This window comes from Stenotrophomonas sp. RIT-551, assembly GCF_026241915.1.
In the GTDB taxonomy this organism is placed as follows: Bacteria; Pseudomonadota; Gammaproteobacteria; order Xanthomonadales; family Xanthomonadaceae; genus Stenotrophomonas; species Stenotrophomonas bentonitica_A.
Genome location: NZ_JAPJIU010000003.1, coordinates 123,167 through 140,194, shown reverse-complemented (window position 1 = coordinate 140,194; position 17,028 = coordinate 123,167). Strand labels below are relative to the sequence as shown.

The following is a 17,028-nucleotide window of genomic DNA, read 5'->3' as shown; positions in this document are numbered from 1 at the left end:
TGTGCTTGGAAAGTTGAACCTCGAAGCGATTCCCTACCACGACCCGATCATCATGTCGGCGCTGGTCGGCTCGCTGCTGCTGGGCGTGGCGATCGTCGTGGCCATCACGTATTACAAGAAGTGGGGCTACCTCTGGACCGAGTGGATCACCTCGGTGGACCACAAGAAAATCGGTGTGATGTACATCATCCTGGCCCTGGTCATGCTGGTGCGCGGCTTCGCCGATGCGCTGATGATGCGGGCCCAGCAGGCCATCGCCGCCAATGACAGCGCCGGTTACCTGCCGCCGGAACACTACGACCAGATCTTCACCGCGCATGGCGTGATCATGATCTTCTTCGTGGCGACCCCGCTCATCGTGGGCCTGATGAACATCGTGGTGCCGCTGCAGATCGGCGCGCGCGACGTCGCCTTCCCGTTCGTCAACTCGCTCAGCTTCTGGTTGTCGGCGGTGGGCGCGGTGCTGGTGATGCTGTCGATGTTCGTCGGCGATTTCGCCGCGACCGGCTGGGTGGCGTATCCGCCGCTGTCCGGGATCGAGTACAGCCCCACGGTGGGCGTGGACTACTACATCTGGTCACTGCAGGTCTCCGGCATCGGCACCACGCTGACCGGCCTGAACTTCATCGTCACCATCCTCAAGATGCGTGCGCCGGGCATGGACCTGATGAAGATGCCGGTGTTCACCTGGACCGCACTGATCACCAACATCCTGATCGTGGCGATCTTCCCGGTGCTGACCGCGACCCTGGCGCTGCTGACCATGGATCGCTATTTCGGGATGCATTTCTTCACCAATGACGCCGGCGGCAACGCCATGATGTACGTCAACCTGATCTGGATCTGGGGCCACCCGGAAGTCTACGTTCTGATCCTGCCGTGCTTCGGCGCGTTCTCGGAGATCATCGCCACGTTCTCGGGCAAGCCGCTGTTCGGCTACCGCTCGATGGTCTACGCCACCTCGTCGATCGGCATCCTGTCGTTCTTCGTGTGGCTGCACCACTTCTTCACCATGGGCTCGGGCGCGAACGTGAATGCCTTCTTCGGCATCATGACCTCGATCATCTCGATCCCCACCGGGGTGAAGCTGTTCAACTGGCTGTTCACCATGTACCGCGGGCGGATCCGCTACCACTCCTCGACGTTGTGGACGATCGGCTTCATGGTCACCTTCGCCCTGGGCGGCATGACCGGCGTGATGCTGGCGATCCCGGGCGCGGACTTCGTGCTGCACAACAGCCTGTTCCTGATCGCGCACTTCCATAACGTGATCATCGGTGGCGTGGTGTTCGGCTGCCTGGCCGGCATCAGCTTCTGGTTCCCCAAGGCCTTTGGCTTCACCCTCAACGAGCGCTGGGGCAAGATTTCGTTCTGGTGCTGGCTGGTCGGCTTCTACCTGGCCTTCATGCCGCTGTACGTGCTGGGCTTCAAGGGCATGACCCGCCGCATGAACCACTACGGCGTGGAGGGTTACCAGCCGTGGCTGATCGTGGCCGCCGTCGGTGCGCTGGTGATCGCCGCCGGCATCGCCGCGATGTTCATCCAGTTCTATGTCAGCGTGCGTGACCGCAAGGCCAACATGGACCTCACCGGCGACCCGTGGAACGCGCGCAGCCTGGAGTGGGCTACCTCTTCGCCGCCACCGTTCTACAACTTCGCCAGGCTGCCGGCGATCACCTCGCTGGAACAGCACTGGGACGACAAGCAGCACGGCCGTGCCTGGCAGCGCCAGGACCGCTACGAGGACATCCACATGCCGCGCAACACTGCCTCCGGCGTGGTGATTTCGGTGTTCAGCCTGGTGCTGTGCTTTGCCCTGGTCTGGCACATGTGGGTGCTGGCCGGCATCGGCCTGATCGGTGTGATCGCCACCTTCGTGCTGCGCTCGTACAACCGTGATGTGGACTATTACGTGCCCGCCGCCGAGGTGAAGCGCATCGAAGACGCGCACTTCGCGCAGATGGAAGGAGCCAAGGCATGAGCGGCGATACCCTCACCGCTGCCACGCAGCACGGGCAGCTCGCGGCCGGTCATCACGACCCTGCCCACGCGCATCACGACGATGGCAGCAAGACCGTCGTCGGGTTCTGGATGTACCTGATGGGCGACTGCCTGATCTTCGCGGTGCTGTTCGCCACCTTCGGCGTGCTGCTCAACGGAACGGCCGACGGCCCCAGCGGCAAGGAACTGTTCAAGCTCGGTTTCGTGCTCTCCGAGACCGTGGTGCTGCTGCTCAGCAGCTTCACCTTCGGCCTGGCGATGCTCGGCATGCAGGCGGGCAAGCGCAACCCGGTGGTGGGCTGGCTGGCCGTGACCGGCGTGCTCGGTGCGGTCTTCATCGGCATGGAGCTGTATGAGTTCGCCGAGCTGATCCATGAAGGCGCAACGCCGGATGTGAGTGCCTACCTCTCGGCGTACTTCACGCTGGTGGCCACCCACGGCCTGCACGTCACCTTCGGCCTGCTGTGGCTGGCGATCATGATCCACCAGGTGCTGAAGTTCGGCCTGGACGGCATCGTGCGCCGCCGCCTGGCGTGCCTGAGCCTGTTCTGGCACTTCCTGGATCTGATCTGGATCTGTGTGTTCACCTTCGTCTACTTGAGGGAGTTTGTATGAGCGCGAACGCGCCTGAGGCCGATCACGGTGGCGGCCATGCCACCCTGACGGGCTACATCCTCGGCCTGCTGCTGTGCCTGGTCCTGACCGGCGCCTCGTTCGGCGTGGTCATGACCGATCTGGTCCCGCAGCCGCTGCGGCTGACCGCCATCGTGGTGCTGTGCGTGGTCCAGCTGGTCGCCCAGCTGGTGCTGTTCCTGCATATCGGGGCAGGGCGCAGCCAGCGCGAGAACACCGGCATCTTCCTGTGCACCGCCTTCCTGATCGCCATCGTGGTGGCCGGTTCGCTGTGGGTCATGCACAACGCCAACCTCAACATGATGCCGATGCAGATGTCGGGCACGCCATGAGCCGCTCATCCTGCGCAACCCTGCTGGCCGGGCTGCTGTTCTCCTCTCCCGTGATGCCGGTGGTGGCTGCGGCCGCGCAGGCCCACACCGCGGCAACGGTGTCGGTCAGCGATCCCTGGGTCCGCCTGCCACCGCCGGCGGCGAATGTCGCCGCCGGTTACGTGCTGCTGCATAACGGCGGCGGTGATGACCGGCTGCTGTCGGCCGCGTCCCCGATATTCGCCGAGGTGCAGATCCATGCCATGCGCATGGACGGTGAAGTGATGCGCATGCAGGCGCTGCCCGATGGCCTGGCTTTGCCGGGGGGGCAGACCGTCGCGCTGGAGCCAGGTGGCTACCATCTGATGCTGCTCAAGCCAAAGCGGCCGTTGTCGGCCGGGCAGACGGTGCGGGTGAGGCTGCAGTTCGCCCGCAGTGCACCGCAGGTGGTGGACTTCAGCGTGCGCGATGGCCTGGTGCTGCACGGAGCGGCGAAGTGAGGCGATGGGTCGCCGCGGGCATCGTGACGGTGGCGCTGCTGGCCGGTTGCGCCGATGATCAGGCACCGGTAATGGGCCAGGCGGCACTCGGCGCGGTCAAGCTGGAGAGCAGCGACGGACGTACGCTGGCGATCCGCGACCTGCAGGGCACGCCGACGCTGCTGTTCTTCGGCTTCACCCACTGCCCCGAAGTGTGCCCGCTGAGCCTGGTCAAGGCGGTGCAGATCAAGCGGCTGCTGGGCCCCGCGGCAGAGCAGCTGCAGGTGGCCTTCGTCACCGTCGACCCCCGGCGCGATACGCCCGAGCACCTGCGCGAGTACCTGGCGGCCTTCGATACGACGTTCCTCGGCCTGGCCGGCGACGAGGCCGGTACCCGCGCCATCGCCGAGAGCCTGGGCGTGAGCTATCGACGCGTCGGCGAAGGGGACCGGGCGACCTTCGAGCACACGGCCTCGTGGTTCCTGCTCGGTGCTGACGGCCAGCTGCAGGATGTCTACGGCTATGCAATGAGCGAACAGGATATCGTCGAGAAGCTGCGCGTGCGGCTGGTCGAGGCCGGCACGTAAGCGGGCTGCAGGCCACTCCCCACGCCGTCGCATGGCCATGGACCGTGCAGGCGCGCACCGCGCGGATGGATCCGCCCGGTGGTCACCACGCGCGGGCGCGCACGTCCCAGCAGGCCGCGGTGAAGGTTACGGACTCGCCGTCGACGAACGGCTCGAAGGCATGCAGCACCTCCTCGAGCACCTTCGTTCGTACGTCCGCAGCCAGGTTGTTGTTGCGCAGTGCGCTCCCGACCGGTCCAAGCAGCGAGACGTACGTCGCCAGATCCGCTCGGTTGATCCGGCACACGACATCCAGCGGCAGCAGCTCGATATCCTCCCAGCCGCCGTCGCCCAGGATCTGCTCGACCCGGGCCTTATCGGCAAACGCAAACTGACCCGGTGCGCCGGGCTGGCGCGGTGGCAACGTCAGCCAGGGCGCCGCGGCGCGCTCGGCGGTGGTCATGAAGGCATTCTCGTCCGCCCCACGCCAGACCAGCGCCTGCAGCACCCCGCCGCGTCTGGCGGCGCGCTGCAGTTGGCCAAAGGCCTGCACCGGCTCATCGAAGAACATCACGCCGAAGCGCGACACGATCCGGTCCAGGCTCCCCGGGGCGAATGCGTGCTGCTGCGCGTCGGCAACGATGAACTCCACGGCCAGGCCGGCGCGCTGCGCGCGCTCGCGCGCCAGGGCGATCATCGGGGCGGAGATATCGACCCCGGTGACGTGCGCCTCCGGCCCCAGGCGCCCGGCCATGCCCAGCGCCACCGCGCCGGTGCCGCAGCCCACATCCAGCACCCGCAGATCGTCGCCCGGCGCGATCGCGGCCAGCAGGTGGTCGGCCAGCGGCGCGAACATCTGGTCGAGGAGGCGCTGCGCGTGCACCCAGGCCTCACCGGCCGGGCCATTCCATAACGCGTGCTGCGAGTTATCGGTCATTGAGCGGCTCGATCTGGACGTGCCAGTGGGATGAGGGAAATGCACTGTGCCATCTCAACCAACGTTGAGGTCAAGCGCCGCGGCTCAGCCCCGCCACACATCCACCAGCAGCTTCACGTTCAACACGATGATGAGGCCGCCGATCAGCCACGACAGCGCGATCAACCACCTCGGCGCCACCAGCGCGCCCATCTTGGCCTTGTCCGAGACGAACCGTACCAGTGGCACCACCGCGAACGGCAGCTGCATCGAGAGCAGCACCTGGCTCAACACCAGCAACCGTGCGGTGCCTTGCTCGCCATAGATGGCGGTGACCACCACCACCGGCACGATCGCGATGCCGCGGGTGATCAGGCGCCGCGCCCACGGGGCGATCCGCAGCCGCAGGAAACCTTCCATCACGATCTGGCCGGCCAGCGTCGCGGTCACGGTGGAGTTGATGCCCGAAGCGAGCAGGGCGACCGCGAACAACGTCGAGGCCAGGCCGACGCCCAGCATCGGCGCGAGCAGTTCGTAGGCCTGCTCGATCTCCTGCACATCGGTCCGGCCGTGCGCATGGAACACCGCGGCCGCCAGGATCAGGATCGAGGCGTTGATGAACAACGCCAGCATCAGCGCGATGGTGCTGTCGGTCACCGCCCAGCGCAGCGCGCTGCGGCGACCGGCATCCGTGCGCGGGTAGGCGCGGGTCTGCACGATGGAGGAGTGCAGGTAGAGATTGTGCGGCATCACGGTGGCACCGATGATGCCGATCGCCAGGTACAGGGCCTTGGGATCGGTCACCACCTGCGCGTGCGGAATGAACCCGGCCAGCACCGCCTGCAGCGGCGGGGCGGCGATGAAGATCTGGATCGCAAAGCAACCGAAGATCACCAGCAGCAGCGCGATCACGAACGCCTCAAGGGCACGGAACCCACGGTTCATCAGCAGCAGCACCAGCACCACGTCCACCGCGGTGATGATCGCGCCGGCCAGCAGCGGGATCCCGAACAACAGCTTCAGCGCGATTGCCGTGCCGATGACTTCCGCCAGATCGCAGGCGATGATCGCGATCTCGCACAGCAGCCACAGGCCCAGGTTGACCGGCCTCGAGTAGTGGTCGCGGCACGCTTGCGCCAGATCGCGCCCGGTGGCGATGCCCAGCCGTGCCGAAAGCCCCTGCAGCACGATGGCCATCAGGTTGGAGAGCAGGATCACCGAGAGCAGCAGGTAACCGAACTGCGCACCGCCGGCGATGTCGGTGGCCCAGTTGCCCGGGTCCATGTAGCCGACCGAGATCATGTAGCCCGGGCCGAGGAAGGCCAGCAGCCGGAACCACCAGTGACCGCCACTCGGGACCGCGACGCTCGCGTTCATCTCGCCCAGGCTGGGCGTATGCCCGGCCGAGGACGGCCAAGCGGGGGCGTTTTCTGGGCGGCGTTGGATGTCCACGGCCGCAATATAGCAGAGGCTATGTTAGTAAGGCTTTGCAATCTGTGGCCTCCCAACGCCTTAACCCTGAACCGCGTATCGTCACCGCTCTTTTCAGCTGGAGTGGATGCATGCGTTGGATCGTGTTGTTGGCCGCATTGGCCATGCCCGTGGTGGCGTGGTTCTCACAGACCGGCGCGTTCGGCCCGACCAACGGTGCAGTGTCCGACCAGTACCCGACCCTGCTGGTCGCGGCCGGTTATGCCTTCGCGATCTGGGGCCTGATCTTCCTGTGGGACGTGCTGTTCGGGTTCTGGCAGCTGCGCCTGCGCAAGCCGGACATCACCGGGGTGCGCCCGTGGGCGGCGGCCGGTTTCGCGTTGACCGCCGCCTGGATGCCCGTGTTCTCCAACCAGTGGTTCCTCCCGGCGCTGGCGGTCATCTGGGCCGCCTTGCTCTGCGTGATCGTGGCTGCCTACCGCGCCTCGCCGGTCACCGCGCCGGGTGGCCAGCGTGCGTGGGCTGCCTATCCGTTGGCGCTGCATGCCGGTTGGTTGTCGCTGGCGGCCTTCCTCAATACCGCCCAGGTGATCGTCGCCCATGGCTGGCTGCCGACCGACAACATGCTCGGCTGGAGCCTGGTGCTGCTGGTGCTGGCCACGCTGCTGGTGCTGGTGGTCAACCAGCTGCTGCGCGGGCACTTCGCCTATCCGGCGGCCGTCATCTGGGCGCTGGCCGGGATGTACGTCAAGCAGTCCGGCTGGGATCTGCCGGGGGCCCACAACATCGCCATCCTGGCGTTGGTGCTGATCATCATCGTGGTGATCCAGACCATCTGGCTGCGCGTGCGCGCCTGGCACCAGCCGCGCGCCATCGTCGCCGCCCATCGTCATCGCCGTTGATACTTTCTGCAGGAGATACCCCATGAACATCGCAATGAAGGCGCGCGACTGATGCGCGCTGCCATCCACACCACCTTCGGTGACCCGACCCAGGTCCTGCACGGCGGCGACGTGCCGCAGCCGGCCCCCGCGGCCGGCGAGGTGCGCATCCGCACCGTGCTGGCGCCCATCCACAACCACGACCTGTGGACCGTGCGCGGTCAGTACGGTTACAAGCCCGAGCTGCCCGCGGTCGGTGGCAGCGAAGGCACCGGCGTGATCGACGCGCTCGGCGAAGGCGTCGAAGGCCTGAAGGTCGGCCAGCGCGTCAGCGCCGCGTCGGTGCACGGCACCTGGGCCGAGTACTTCATCGCGCCGGCGCGCATGGTCATTCCCATGCCCGACAGCATCGATGACAACGCGGCGGCACAGCTGATCGCCATGCCGCTCAGTGCCTTGATGCTGCTGGAGTTCCTGCAGGTGAAGCAAGGCCAGTGGATTCTCCAGAACGCGGCCAACGGCGCGGTCGGCAAGGCGCTGGCAATGCTGGCCAAGGCCCGTGGCGTGCACTGCATCAACCTGGTGCGGCGCGACGCGGGCGTGACCGAGATGGCCGGACTTGGCATCGACCACACCATCTCCACCGCGCAGTCCGACTGGATGGCCCAGGTGCAGGCCACGGTTGGCAAGGCATCGATCGCCGCCGCCGTGGACTCGGTTGGCGGGCGTGCCAGCAGCGAGTTGATGACCCTGCTGGGTGATGGCGGCACGTTGGTGTCGTTCGGTTCGATGACCGGTGAGCCGATGCAGCTCAGCTCCGGCGATGTGATCTTCAAACAGGCCACAGTGAAAGGCTTCTGGGGCAGCAAGGTGAGCCAGGCGATGGCGCCGGACGACAAGCGGCGCCTGGTCGGGGAGCTGCTGCAGCTGGCTGCGGGTGGCGGGCTGAGTCTGCCGGTGGACGGTGTGTTCGGTCTGGACGAGGTGGCCGACGCCGCCAAGGCCAGCCTGGAGCCAGGCCGTAACGGCAAGGTGCTGCTGCGCCCCTGAGAACAGGTAGAGCCGACCAACGGTCGGCTGCCCTTGATCGGGTACTGCGTCAGCCGACCAACGGTCGGCTCTACGTGGGATGTGGCGCCGCGTGAGCCGACCAACGGTCGGCTCTACCGTTCTGCGCGCAATGTTTCGATCACCACGCGCATCGCGCTGGAGGAATGCCGGCGGCTGGGGTAGTAGGCGTAATAGCCGTCGAAGGGATCGCACCAGTCCGGCATGACACGCCGCAAGGCACCTGCGGCGATGTCCTCAAGCACCATGTCCTCGGGCAGATAGGCCAGTCCGGCACCGGCCAGGGCGGCGCGACGGATCGCGCTGCTGCCGTTGAAGGTCCATTGGCCGTCCACGCGCACGTTCACCTCCTCGCCGTCCTTTTCCAGGTCCCACACCATCAGCCCGCCGTGGGTGGGCAGGCGCATGCCGATGCAGTTGTGTGCGGCCAGATCGGCCGGCACCTGCGGCGCGGTATGCGTGGCGAAGTAGGCCGGGCTGGCCACGATCGCCATGCGCTGCGGCGGGCTGATCGGCACGGCGATCATGTCCTTGGCCACGCGCCCGCCCAGACGGATGCCGATGTCGTAGCGCTGGGCGACGATGTCGGCCAGGCCGTAGTCGATGGTGAGCTCCACACGCAGGTCGGGGTAGGCGGGCAGCACGGCCGACAGCCGCGGCCAGACGATCGTGTTGGCCGCATGTTCGGCCGTGGTGATGCGGATCGTGCCGGCCGGGCGGTCGCGGTACTCGCTGATCGCGGCCACTTCGGCCTCGATCTCCTGCATGCGCGGCGCGACGGTGTCGTACAGGCGCTCGCCAGCCTCGGTCATCGAGACGCTGCGCGTGGTCCGGGTCAGCAGGCGCACGCCCAGCCGCTCTTCCAGGCCGCGGACGGTGTGGCTCAGCGCAGACTGCGAGACGCCGAGCTGGGCGGCCGCGCGGGTGAAGCTGCGCTCGCGCGCGACAGTCACGAACACCTGCAGATCGTTGAAATTCTCGCGGGCCATGGAGCGGGGGCCGAGGGCGCATGGCAGTCATGCGCGCCCATGATGCGCGGGCCCGACTGATGAACTCAAGTAGCGTTGTTTACCCATTGATGAGGATCAGTCATGGCTGCATCCCGGTTGCGATGGGTAGTTCCCGTGTGGAGCCAGGCCTAGAGTGAGGGTCCCGGCGGCGTGCTCCGTCGCTCACCACAGGAGATCGCTTCATGGACCTGTTCACCGCCGCGCTATCGCTTTCGATGGCCGCCACCGCGCCCGCCGAAGCGGCGCCCATCGTCATCACCCGCGCCGGCAGCACCGCCTCGGCGGCCGGCCCGGCCGATTACTTCACCGGCCGCGTCCGCATCGATGCGCCCTTCCAGGCCGATGCGCCGGCGCGGGTCGGCGGAGCGACGGTCACCTTCGAGCCCGGTGCCCGCACCGCATGGCATACCCATCCGCTGGGCCAGACCCTGATCGTCACCGCAGGCGTGGGCAGCGTGCAGGAGTGGGGCAAGCCCGCGCGCGAGATCCGCCCGGGCGACATCGTCTGGATTCCACCGGGCGTCAAGCATTGGCACGGCGCGCAGGCCACCACGGCAATGACGCATATCGCGATTGCCGAAGCGGTGGACGGCTCGCCAGTGACGTGGATGGAACAGGTCAGCGACGCGCAGTACAGCGGCGGCTGAACGTCGGCGCGCGATGGGGACGGTCGTGTCACATCCGCCTGCGTAGGCTTGCCGCTGGATCGAAACAGGAGAAGCGTCTTGAGCACTGTCTTCATCGTCGGCGCGGCCGGCAAGGTGGGTCGTCATCTCGTCAAGCAGCTGGTTGAGAGAGAGCATCGCGTGCTCGCGCTGCATCGCCGTGCCGGGCAGGGCGATGAACTCAGCGCGCTGGGTGCCACGCCGGTCCCCGGCGACCTCACCGCCATCGACATGGACACGCTCGCCCGCAGCATGGCGGGCAGCGATGTGGTGGTCTTCACCGCCGGTGCGGGCGGCGCAGGCGTGGACGTGACCAACGCCATCGATGGCCGCGGCCTGGAACTTGCCGTGGATGCCGCGCGGCAGGCGGGCGTGCGTCGTTTCCTGCTGGTGTCGGCATTCCCCGAAGCCGGCCGCAACAAGGCCATGGGCGAGGGCTTCGAGAATTACATGACGGTCAAGAAGCGCGCCGATGTGTATCTGGCCGCGACCGATCTGGACTGGGTCATCCTGCGCCCGGGCACCTTGACAGATACAGCAGGCACCGGCCGCGTCACCGCGGGACCGGCGATCGCCTATGGCGACATCCCGCGTGCCGATGTGGCCGCCACCCTGGTCGCGCTGGTGGAACAGCCGCAGCTGCGGCGGACGATCATCGAGCTGACCGAAGGCGACCAGCCTGTCGATGCAGCGATCGCCGCGCTCGACCACGCGTAAGCGGGGCTGCCTGGTGCGGCAATGGTAAAATCGCGCTTCCACACCGCACCACAGACGAGCACGCCATGACCAACGCCTCCTTCTATCCTATCGGTACCCCTGGCCAGCCCTGGGGCGCTGCGGAGAAGGCGCAGTGGCGTGCCCGCCAGGTGCCGCAGCGGCGCTATGCCGATGACGTGCTGCCGGTGCTGGAGGCATTGCGCGGCCGCTTCGATGTCAGCCAGTACGGCACGTTGGATTACGCCCCGGACCAGTACCCGCTGTTCGCCGTGCGCAGCCGCGACTGGAACCCCGCGCTGCCGACGATGCTGGTCACCGGCGGCATCCACGGCTACGAAACCAGTGGGGTGCAGGGTGCCCTTCAGTTCCTGCAGACCCGCGCGGCCGAGTACGCCGGGCGCGCCAATCTGCTGGTGGTGCCCTGCGTCAGCCCGTGGGGCTATGAGCGCATCCAGCGCTGGAACGCCGAGGCGATCGATCCGAACCGCTCCTTCATGGTCAACAGCCCGGCGGCCGAAGCGGCCGCGCTGATCGCGCTGGTCGCGCCGCTGAAGGGCAGTATCGTGATGCATATCGACCTGCACGAAACCACGGACAGCGATGAAACCGAGTTCCGCCCGGCCCTGGCCGCGCGCGACGGCAAGCCGTTCGAGCCGGGCCTGATCCCGGATGGTTTCTATCTGGTCGATGACAGCGAGAACCCGCAGCCTGCGTTCCAGACCGCCGTCAACGCGGCCGTCGAACGGGTGACCCACATCGCCCCGGCTGACGACAAGGGCGAAATCATCGGCTCGCCGGTGGTCGCCCCCGGCGTGATCGAATATCCGTTGGAAAAGCTGGGTCTGTGCGCCAGTGTCAGCGGTGCGACCTTCACCACCACCACCGAGGTGTACCCGGACAGCCCGCGCGCCACCCCGCAGCAGTGCAACGATGCCCAGGTGGCGGCGATCTGCGCGGCGATCGATTACGCGTTGGCCGCCCCCAGGAACTGATCCAGCAACCACAGCGCGGCCGGCCCCAGCGGCGCGCCCTTGCGCCACACCGCATCGGTGGAAACCAGCCGTGGCCAGCCCGGCAGGGGCAGCTCCACCAGCATGCCCCGGCCGTAGCGCGTGACCAGCGCGCGCGGCAGTTCGGCCCAGCCGAAGCCGTCCTCGGCCATCTCCAGCACCATCAGGTAGTCCGAGGCTGACCAGGTCCGCCCGCGTGCGTGGCCCTCACGGCAGGCGTCGCCGCTCAGGCAGATCTGGCGATGACGGGCCAGGTGCGATTCCTCCGGCGTGGCCACGGCGGCCAGCGGGTGAGCGGCGGCCACGAATACCGCCATCTCCGCACGCAGGGGCAGGGCGCGTACCGCCAGTTCGAAAGGATAGGACGGCTGATGCGGGATCAGCCCGAGCTGGGCGCGCCCGCGCTGCACCACCTCGAGCACGTCGCCGCCTTCGGCATCCAGCCACTCAAGTTCGATATCCGGGAAACGTTGCTCGAACCGGCGCAGCAGATGCTGGTCGGGATTGAGCTGGTAGATGTCCGAGAACACCAGGGTCAGGCGCGGTTCGACCTCGTCGGCCAGGCGGATGCTGAGCTGCTCGAGGCGGTCGGCGGCGGCCAGGATTTCCTGCGCATGGCCGAGCACTTTGCGGCCGTCTTCGGTCAGCACCGGGTAACGACCACTGCGATCGAACAGGGTGAGGCCCAGATCCGCTTCCAGCGTGGCGATCGCGGTGCTGATGGTGGATTGGGTCTTCTTCAAACGGCGTGCGGCGGCGGAGAACGAGCCGAGGGCCGCGGCCTCGACGAACGCGTGCAGGGATTCAGGGCCATAACGCATGGATGTATCGCCTTTGCCGATGGATTCCATCTTGGGACTGATGGAAAAGACGATGATAATGGGCGCGTCGCTTGGGTGCCATTGACCGGCTGCCGTACCGACCAACGGTCGGTACCTACCGGACTGCATGCCCGGATTTACCGGACTGCGTGCCCGATTTACCGGGCCACGTGCCGACCCGGTGTCGGCAGCCATGTCACCCGGCCAGCAGCGACGCACGCGCATCCGCCATCCCGGCCGATGCCCCGGTGCCCGGCATTCCGCCGGTGCGCACCGGCCGCAATCAAGGAGCTTTCCATGCACACACAGGTGCATTCGCAACCCCGTGCCCGCGGCGGCCTGATCGCCTGGGCCTGCCTGACCGTGGCGATCGTCGCCGAAGTGGTCGGTACCTCGTTCATGGCCGATGCCGCCCGTCATGGCGGCTATGTGGGCTATGCCGTGATGGCCGTGGCCCTGGCCATTTCCTATTACTTCCTTGCGCTGTCGGTGCGCGGCATCGCGGTCGGTGTCGCCTACGCGGTATGGGAAGGCCTTGGCCTGACCCTGCTGACCCTGGTCGGTATTTTCGTGTTCAAGGACAGCCTGTCGATGCAGCAGATGATCGGCCTGGTGATGGCGGCGGTCGGCATCGTCTGCGTCACGCTCGGTGAGGAGCACACGTCATGAATCTCAACGCCTTCCTGTTCGTGGTCTGCTCGGCGCTGATCGACATCGCGGCCAACATGATGGTCGCCAAGTCCGATGGCTTCCGTAAGCCGGCGTGGGGCGTCGCCGCGATCGTGCTGGTCTGGATCGCGTTCGCGATGCTCGGCCAGGCGGTCAAGACCCTCGACCTGGCCACGGCCTATGCGATGTGGGGTGCGATCGGTGTGATCGGCACCGCGCTGTGCGGGCGCGTGCTGTTCGGCAATCGTCTGCGCCCGATCGGCTGGGTGGGCATCGCGCTGGTCACCGCGGCGGTAGTGGTGCTGTCCAGCCACTGATCCCGCTCAGCGGAACAACTGGTTCAACACCGTGCCGGAGGCCGCGTCCGCGAAGCCGTCGAAGCGGCCTTCGTCCTTGAGCAACTGCGCGGCGCGCATCATCCCGCCCCAGGCAGTACGCGCCATCGCACCGCCAACGCTCACCCGGCGCACGCCCATGGCGGCAATGTCCTGCAGGGTGAACGGCAACGCGCTGCCCACCAGCAGGTTGACCGGTCGCGGCGCCACTGCGGCCACCACCGCCTCGATCTGCTCGCGGGTGCTGATGCCCGGTGCGTAGAGGCAGTCCGCACCTGCCTCGGCATAGGCGCGCAACCGCGTGATCGCATCCTCCAGGTCCGGGCGGCCGACGAAGAAATTCTCGGCACGGCCGATCAGCACCACGTCCTCATCGGCCTCGTCGATCGCACGGCGCGCCGCGCGCACCCGGGCCACGGCATCGTCCAGCGTGCGCAGCGGATGGTCCGGGTCCGGGCTGGCGTCTTCGATGGAGATGCCAGCCACGCCCGTGGCGATGGCAAGGGCGACGTTGCGGCCGACCTCCTCCAGCGTGCCGAAGCCATCGCCGAAATCGGCGTTCAACGGCAGCGGGGTCGCGGCGGCGAGGGAGTGGAGATGGGCGAGCGTTTCCTCCAGCGTCAACGTGCCATCGGCCTGGGCCTGGCTCCACGCATAACCGGAACTGGTGGAGGCCAATGCCTGGAAACCGAGGCTGTGCAGATAGCGTGCGCTACCGGCGTCCCACGGGTTGGGCAGCACGAAGCAGCCGTCATCGTGCAACGCGCGGAAGGCCGCGCGGCGCGGGCGGGGATCGAAGGACAGGTCCGTCATCGTGCGCATCCGGTAAGCAGTGCCCTGATGGTAACGCCCGCCGCTGCCACGCCCATGCTGCGCTATCGCATGATCTTCCTGATGCTGCTCGTACTGGCCGCGATCGCACTGTTGGTGCTGGTGATCCTCGCGCGCTACGGGCGTTAGCGAGGAACAGTCCGGGCAGTCTCAGGCGCGCACCCACCGCGCGCACAGCCCCACCAGCACCAGCGTCACCGCCACCGCGCTGAAGGCGAACACCAGGCTGCTGGCCTGCGCCACGAAACCGATCAGTGCCGGGCCTGCCAGCACACCGGCATAGCCGAGCGTGGTGATCGCCGGGATGGCCAGGCTTTCCGGCATGACCTTCTGGTTGCCGGCCATCGAGAACAGGGCCGGCACGATGTTGGCGCAGCCCAGGCCGACCAGGGCATAACCGCACAGGGCCAGCGGCATCCAGGCAGCGAACGTTGCCAGCGCGAAACCGGACGCCGCGACCAGGCTGCCGATCAGGATCGAACGATGGCGGCCGAGCCTGGCCACCACGCCATCGCCGACGAGACGGGTCACGGTCATCGCGATGGCAAAGGCCAGGTAGCCCAGGCCGGCGCGCGAGGGATCGACCTGCTGCACCTCATGCAGGAACACCGCGCTCCAGTCCAGTACCGAGCCTTCGGCCAGGAACGCCACGAAACACAGCACGCCGATCGCGAGCACCACGCCGTGCGGCACCGCGAACATCGGTGCATCACTGGGGGCCTTGTCGGTCCGCCAGTGCGGCAGCGAAAGGGCCAACAGCGCGGCCATCACCGCCGACGCCAGCAGGCAGACCAGCCACGGCGGCAGGTGGACCGCGAGCAGGGCGGTCATCGCGCCGGCACCGACGGCACCGCCGATGCTGTAGAACGCGTGGAAGCCGGACATCATCGGCCGGCCGCTGTCGCGCTCGACCATGATCGCCTGCATGTTCATCACGCAATCGCAGGCGCCCACGCCGGCACCGAACACGAACAGCACCAGGCCCAGGGTCAGCGGCGAGGGCGCGACGGCGAGCAGGGGAAGGGGGGCGATCACCATCGCCAGCGTGGCGATCATGACCGCGCGGCAGCCGTGGCGTGCGGCGAGCATGCCGGCGATCGGCATCGCCAGCAGCGAGCCGGCGCCCAGGCACAGCAGCACCAGGCCCAGCGAACCTTCATCCAGCCCGGTGCGGTGCTTGGCGAACGGGACCAGCGGCGCCCAGGCAGCGGTGGCGAAGCCGGGCAGGAAAAAGGCGGCGCGGGTGGCGTGCTGCTGCCCGCGGGCAGCAACGGAAGAGAGCGGGGTCATCAGTCTGGAGATTCCTGGGAAAGGGTCAACGGCGCGAGGCAAGCTGGATATCCACGCCGCGACGGACGAATGCATCGATCTGCGGCGCAGGCGCATCGGCTTCGAGCACCAGCACATCGATGTCATCGACGCTGCCGATGCGATGGCTCGCCTGGGCGCCGAGCTTGTCGTTGGTGGCCACCACCACGCAGCGGCTGCTGGCAGCCAGCATCGCCCGCTTGAGGGCGGCTTCTTCGCCATCGACCGCCCACAGACCCTGCTGCGCATCCACTGCGCAGGTGCCGATGAAGAACAGATCCACGCGCAGTCCGCCCATGGCCTCCAGCGCCTGCGCGCCCACGGTGGCGCCGATGCGCGGATCAAGGCGGCCGCCGATCAGCGTGACCTCGATGCCGCCGCGCGCCATCAGGGTGAGCGCGATATCCGGTGCATTGGTCAGAATGTGCAGCCCTTCCAGCGCTGGCAGGCAGGCGGCGATGGCGCTGTTGGTGGAACCGGCATCGAGCAGGACGGTGTCGCCCGCCCGGATCTGTGCGGCGGCCTCGCGTGCCAGTGCCTGTTTCTGCGTTTTCTGCACGGTTTGGCGGGCACTCAGCGGCGGAAAGTCCGGGGTGGCGGGCAGGGCGCCGCCATACACCTTCCGGCACAGGCCCTGCTGCGCGAGATCGCGCAGATCGCGGCGGATCGAGTCCTCGGAAACCTGAAGGTCCACTGCCAGCTGGGCCGAAAGAACACGGCCATGTTGCTGGAGCAGGCCGAGGATGGTCTGCTGGCGTTCGCTGGGGAGCGTGTCCGGGGCGGGTGTCATGGCGAGAGCGGCCTGTGCTGAGTCTGCGTGTTAGTGCGCATTCTATTGAAGTGCGCATGAACGTGCAAATGCCCGGAGCGGCCGCATTCGACCGCCTTGCTCGCGGGTAAGCCCGCCGGTCGAACATGGCCGTCGCTGGCGTCGCTGGCCTCTATGTCGACTCTGGTGTCGCCGCCATCGTCGGCGTCGCCGCCATCGCAGCCATCGCCGCCATCACTGCCATCACTGCCATCACTGCCATCAACGGCACGGAGGTCTGGAGGATGTTCTGGGTCACGACATTGGTTTGATCCAGAACCAGAAGGCATGTCGATATGCATGGCGCACCGCACTCGCCAACGGTAGGTGCGCACACGGTTTTCATCGAATCTGAAAGATTCATCGAGCGCAATGCGCGCGTCGTGCAAGGCGTTGTGGACCGTTTTCGGCAGCGACGTCCCGCGTAGTCAACAAATCGTCGCCGAGGGTTCACAGTCCATTGATTCAGCGGGAGTGTAGATTCGATCCACAGGTCGAGGTTGTGTCTCCGACCGATTCTTTTTCCAGGCAGATCACGCTTCGTCCTGTGCGTATCACGCGCGGGGCG

At 67.2% G+C, this 17,028-nt stretch carries 20 protein-coding genes; 13 read left to right on the top strand and 7 right to left on the bottom strand.

Annotation, left to right across the window (positions count from 1 at the left end; all coding sequences use genetic code 11):
- Position 1 precedes the first annotated feature (1 nt).
- The 5 genes from cyoB to ORK51_RS05115 are packed head-to-tail and all read left to right on the top strand — an operon-like array spanning position 2 to position 4,011.
- Positions 2-1,981: a cytochrome o ubiquinol oxidase subunit I gene (gene cyoB, locus ORK51_RS05135; protein WP_266084402.1), complete on the top strand. Its 1,980-nt coding sequence runs from the start codon at positions 2-4 to the stop codon at positions 1,979-1,981.
- Positions 1,978-2,616: a cytochrome o ubiquinol oxidase subunit III gene (gene cyoC, locus ORK51_RS05130; RefSeq protein WP_266084401.1), complete on the top strand. Its 639-nt coding sequence runs from the start codon at positions 1,978-1,980 to the stop codon at positions 2,614-2,616. The genes cyoB and cyoC overlap by 4 nt, the downstream gene beginning before the upstream one ends.
- Complete coding sequence (gene cyoD / locus ORK51_RS05125; RefSeq protein ID WP_266084400.1) at positions 2,613-2,966, top strand: cytochrome o ubiquinol oxidase subunit IV; 354 nt, start codon at positions 2,613-2,615, stop codon at positions 2,964-2,966. The genes cyoC and cyoD overlap by 4 nt, the downstream gene beginning before the upstream one ends.
- The gene (locus tag ORK51_RS05120; RefSeq protein ID WP_266084399.1) at positions 2,963-3,445 is read left to right on the top strand and encodes a copper chaperone PCu(A)C; all 483 of its coding nucleotides are present in this window, start codon (positions 2,963-2,965) and stop codon (positions 3,443-3,445) included. Before cyoD ends, ORK51_RS05120 begins: the two co-directional genes overlap by 4 nt.
- On the top strand, positions 3,442-4,011 hold the full coding sequence (locus ORK51_RS05115) for an SCO family protein (RefSeq protein WP_266084398.1): 570 nt from the start codon (positions 3,442-3,444) through the stop codon (positions 4,009-4,011). Before ORK51_RS05120 ends, ORK51_RS05115 begins: the two co-directional genes overlap by 4 nt.
- Before the next feature lie 82 nt (positions 4,012-4,093).
- Here ORK51_RS05115 and ORK51_RS05110 read toward each other — a convergent pair whose 3' ends face one another.
- Both ORK51_RS05110 and ORK51_RS05105 read right to left on the bottom strand, forming a co-directional pair.
- Positions 4,094-4,927 carry a class I SAM-dependent methyltransferase gene (locus ORK51_RS05110; RefSeq protein ID WP_266084397.1) on the bottom strand — a complete coding sequence of 278 codons (834 nt, stop codon included), beginning with the start codon at positions 4,925-4,927 and terminating at the stop codon, positions 4,094-4,096.
- An 84-nt stretch (positions 4,928-5,011) separates the two neighbouring features.
- Positions 5,012-6,352 carry an Nramp family divalent metal transporter gene (locus ORK51_RS05105; protein WP_046273600.1) on the bottom strand — a complete coding sequence of 447 codons (1,341 nt, stop codon included), beginning with the start codon at positions 6,350-6,352 and terminating at the stop codon, positions 5,012-5,014.
- Between the two features lie 116 nt (positions 6,353-6,468).
- On the opposite strand from ORK51_RS05105, the gene ORK51_RS05100 reads away from it, so the two are divergent.
- Both ORK51_RS05100 and ORK51_RS05095 read left to right on the top strand, forming a co-directional pair.
- Positions 6,469-7,239, top strand: a complete 771-nt coding sequence (locus ORK51_RS05100; protein ID WP_261996748.1) for a TspO-related membrane protein — start codon at positions 6,469-6,471, stop codon at positions 7,237-7,239.
- 51 nt (positions 7,240-7,290) lie between these two features.
- A complete protein-coding gene (locus ORK51_RS05095; RefSeq protein WP_266084396.1) occupies positions 7,291-8,268 on the top strand; it encodes a zinc-binding dehydrogenase in 978 nt (325 codons plus the stop codon).
- A gap of 113 nt (positions 8,269-8,381) precedes the next feature.
- On the opposite strand, the gene ORK51_RS05090 is transcribed toward ORK51_RS05095, so the two are convergent.
- Positions 8,382-9,275 carry a LysR family transcriptional regulator gene (locus tag ORK51_RS05090; RefSeq protein WP_266084395.1) on the bottom strand — a complete coding sequence of 298 codons (894 nt, stop codon included), beginning with the start codon at positions 9,273-9,275 and terminating at the stop codon, positions 8,382-8,384.
- A gap of 203 nt (positions 9,276-9,478) precedes the next feature.
- Here ORK51_RS05090 and ORK51_RS05085 point away from each other — a divergent pair, with 203 nt between their 5' ends.
- The 3 genes from ORK51_RS05085 (at position 9,479) to ORK51_RS05075 (ending at position 11,670) form a co-directional block, all read left to right on the top strand.
- Positions 9,479-9,943 carry a (R)-mandelonitrile lyase gene (locus ORK51_RS05085; RefSeq protein WP_266084394.1) on the top strand — a complete coding sequence of 155 codons (465 nt, stop codon included), beginning with the start codon at positions 9,479-9,481 and terminating at the stop codon, positions 9,941-9,943.
- A 78-nt stretch (positions 9,944-10,021) separates the two neighbouring features.
- On the top strand, positions 10,022-10,678 hold the full coding sequence (locus tag ORK51_RS05080) for an SDR family oxidoreductase (protein ID WP_266084393.1): 657 nt from the start codon (positions 10,022-10,024) through the stop codon (positions 10,676-10,678).
- Positions 10,679-10,743: 65 nt separating this feature from the next.
- Complete coding sequence (locus tag ORK51_RS05075; RefSeq protein ID WP_266084392.1) at positions 10,744-11,670, top strand: M14 family metallopeptidase; 927 nt, start codon at positions 10,744-10,746, stop codon at positions 11,668-11,670.
- Here the strand turns inward: ORK51_RS05075 and ORK51_RS05070 are convergent.
- Positions 11,643-12,509: a LysR family transcriptional regulator gene (locus ORK51_RS05070; protein WP_266084391.1), complete on the bottom strand. Its 867-nt coding sequence runs from the start codon at positions 12,507-12,509 to the stop codon at positions 11,643-11,645. The two genes, ORK51_RS05075 and ORK51_RS05070, sit on opposite strands and share 28 nt — an antisense overlap.
- Before the next feature lie 297 nt (positions 12,510-12,806).
- Here ORK51_RS05070 and ORK51_RS05065 point away from each other — a divergent pair, with 297 nt between their 5' ends.
- Together ORK51_RS05065 and ORK51_RS05060 are read left to right on the top strand one after the other, a co-directional pair.
- On the top strand, positions 12,807-13,178 hold the full coding sequence (locus ORK51_RS05065) for a DMT family transporter (RefSeq protein WP_266084390.1): 372 nt from the start codon (positions 12,807-12,809) through the stop codon (positions 13,176-13,178).
- The gene (locus ORK51_RS05060; RefSeq protein WP_266084389.1) at positions 13,175-13,495 is read left to right on the top strand and encodes a DMT family transporter; all 321 of its coding nucleotides are present in this window, start codon (positions 13,175-13,177) and stop codon (positions 13,493-13,495) included. The genes ORK51_RS05065 and ORK51_RS05060 overlap by 4 nt, the downstream gene beginning before the upstream one ends.
- 6 nt (positions 13,496-13,501) lie before the next feature.
- Here the strand turns inward: ORK51_RS05060 and ORK51_RS05055 are convergent, their stop codons facing one another.
- The 3 genes from ORK51_RS05055 to ORK51_RS05045 all read right to left on the bottom strand — a co-directional run bounded on the left by ORK51_RS05055 (position 13,502) and on the right by ORK51_RS05045 (position 16,442).
- Positions 13,502-14,326, bottom strand: a complete 825-nt coding sequence (locus ORK51_RS05055; RefSeq protein ID WP_429000615.1) for an isocitrate lyase/PEP mutase family protein — start codon at positions 14,324-14,326, stop codon at positions 13,502-13,504.
- A 168-nt stretch (positions 14,327-14,494) separates the two neighbouring features.
- Positions 14,495-15,634 carry an MFS transporter gene (locus ORK51_RS05050; protein ID WP_266084387.1) on the bottom strand — a complete coding sequence of 380 codons (1,140 nt, stop codon included), beginning with the start codon at positions 15,632-15,634 and terminating at the stop codon, positions 14,495-14,497.
- A gap of 25 nt (positions 15,635-15,659) precedes the next feature.
- The gene (locus ORK51_RS05045) at positions 15,660-16,442 is read right to left on the bottom strand and encodes a DeoR/GlpR family DNA-binding transcription regulator (protein ID WP_266084386.1); all 783 of its coding nucleotides are present in this window, start codon (positions 16,440-16,442) and stop codon (positions 15,660-15,662) included.
- A 125-nt stretch (positions 16,443-16,567) separates the two neighbouring features.
- Between ORK51_RS05045 and ORK51_RS05040 the strand changes: the two genes are divergently transcribed.
- On the top strand, positions 16,568-16,732 hold the full coding sequence (locus ORK51_RS05040) for a hypothetical protein (protein ID WP_266084385.1): 165 nt from the start codon (positions 16,568-16,570) through the stop codon (positions 16,730-16,732).
- The last annotated feature ends 296 nt before the right edge of the window (positions 16,733-17,028 follow it).

Excerpts from the sequence above, each read along its gene's own strand:
- ORK51_RS05095 (WP_266084396.1), top strand. The coding sequence starts at position 7,291 with ATGCGCGCTGCCATCCACACCACCTTCGGTGACCCGACCCAGGTCCTG.
- ORK51_RS05065 (WP_266084390.1), top strand. The coding sequence starts at position 12,807 with ATGCACACACAGGTGCATTCGCAACCCCGTGCCCGCGGCGGCCTGATC.
- ORK51_RS05070 (WP_266084391.1), bottom strand. The coding sequence starts at position 12,509 with ATGCGTTATGGCCCTGAATCCCTGCACGCGTTCGTCGAGGCCGCGGCC.
- ORK51_RS05060 (WP_266084389.1), top strand. The coding sequence starts at position 13,175 with ATGAATCTCAACGCCTTCCTGTTCGTGGTCTGCTCGGCGCTGATCGAC.
- ORK51_RS05050 (WP_266084387.1), bottom strand. The coding sequence starts at position 15,634 with ATGACCCCGCTCTCTTCCGTTGCTGCCCGCGGGCAGCAGCACGCCACC.
- ORK51_RS05090 (WP_266084395.1), bottom strand. The coding sequence starts at position 9,275 with ATGGCCCGCGAGAATTTCAACGATCTGCAGGTGTTCGTGACTGTCGCG.
- ORK51_RS05110 (WP_266084397.1), bottom strand. The coding sequence starts at position 4,927 with ATGACCGATAACTCGCAGCACGCGTTATGGAATGGCCCGGCCGGTGAG.
- ORK51_RS05055 (WP_429000615.1), bottom strand. The coding sequence starts at position 14,326 with ATGACGGACCTGTCCTTCGATCCCCGCCCGCGCCGCGCGGCCTTCCGC.
- ORK51_RS05075 (WP_266084392.1), top strand. The coding sequence starts at position 10,744 with ATGACCAACGCCTCCTTCTATCCTATCGGTACCCCTGGCCAGCCCTGG.
- ORK51_RS05120 (WP_266084399.1), top strand. The coding sequence starts at position 2,963 with ATGAGCCGCTCATCCTGCGCAACCCTGCTGGCCGGGCTGCTGTTCTCC.
- ORK51_RS05100 (WP_261996748.1), top strand. The coding sequence starts at position 6,469 with ATGCGTTGGATCGTGTTGTTGGCCGCATTGGCCATGCCCGTGGTGGCG.
- ORK51_RS05045 (WP_266084386.1), bottom strand. The coding sequence starts at position 16,442 with ATGACACCCGCCCCGGACACGCTCCCCAGCGAACGCCAGCAGACCATC.
- ORK51_RS05085 (WP_266084394.1), top strand. The coding sequence starts at position 9,479 with ATGGACCTGTTCACCGCCGCGCTATCGCTTTCGATGGCCGCCACCGCG.
- cyoD (WP_266084400.1), top strand. The coding sequence starts at position 2,613 with ATGAGCGCGAACGCGCCTGAGGCCGATCACGGTGGCGGCCATGCCACC.
- cyoC (WP_266084401.1), top strand. The coding sequence starts at position 1,978 with ATGAGCGGCGATACCCTCACCGCTGCCACGCAGCACGGGCAGCTCGCG.
- ORK51_RS05040 (WP_266084385.1), top strand. The coding sequence starts at position 16,568 with ATGGCCGTCGCTGGCGTCGCTGGCCTCTATGTCGACTCTGGTGTCGCC.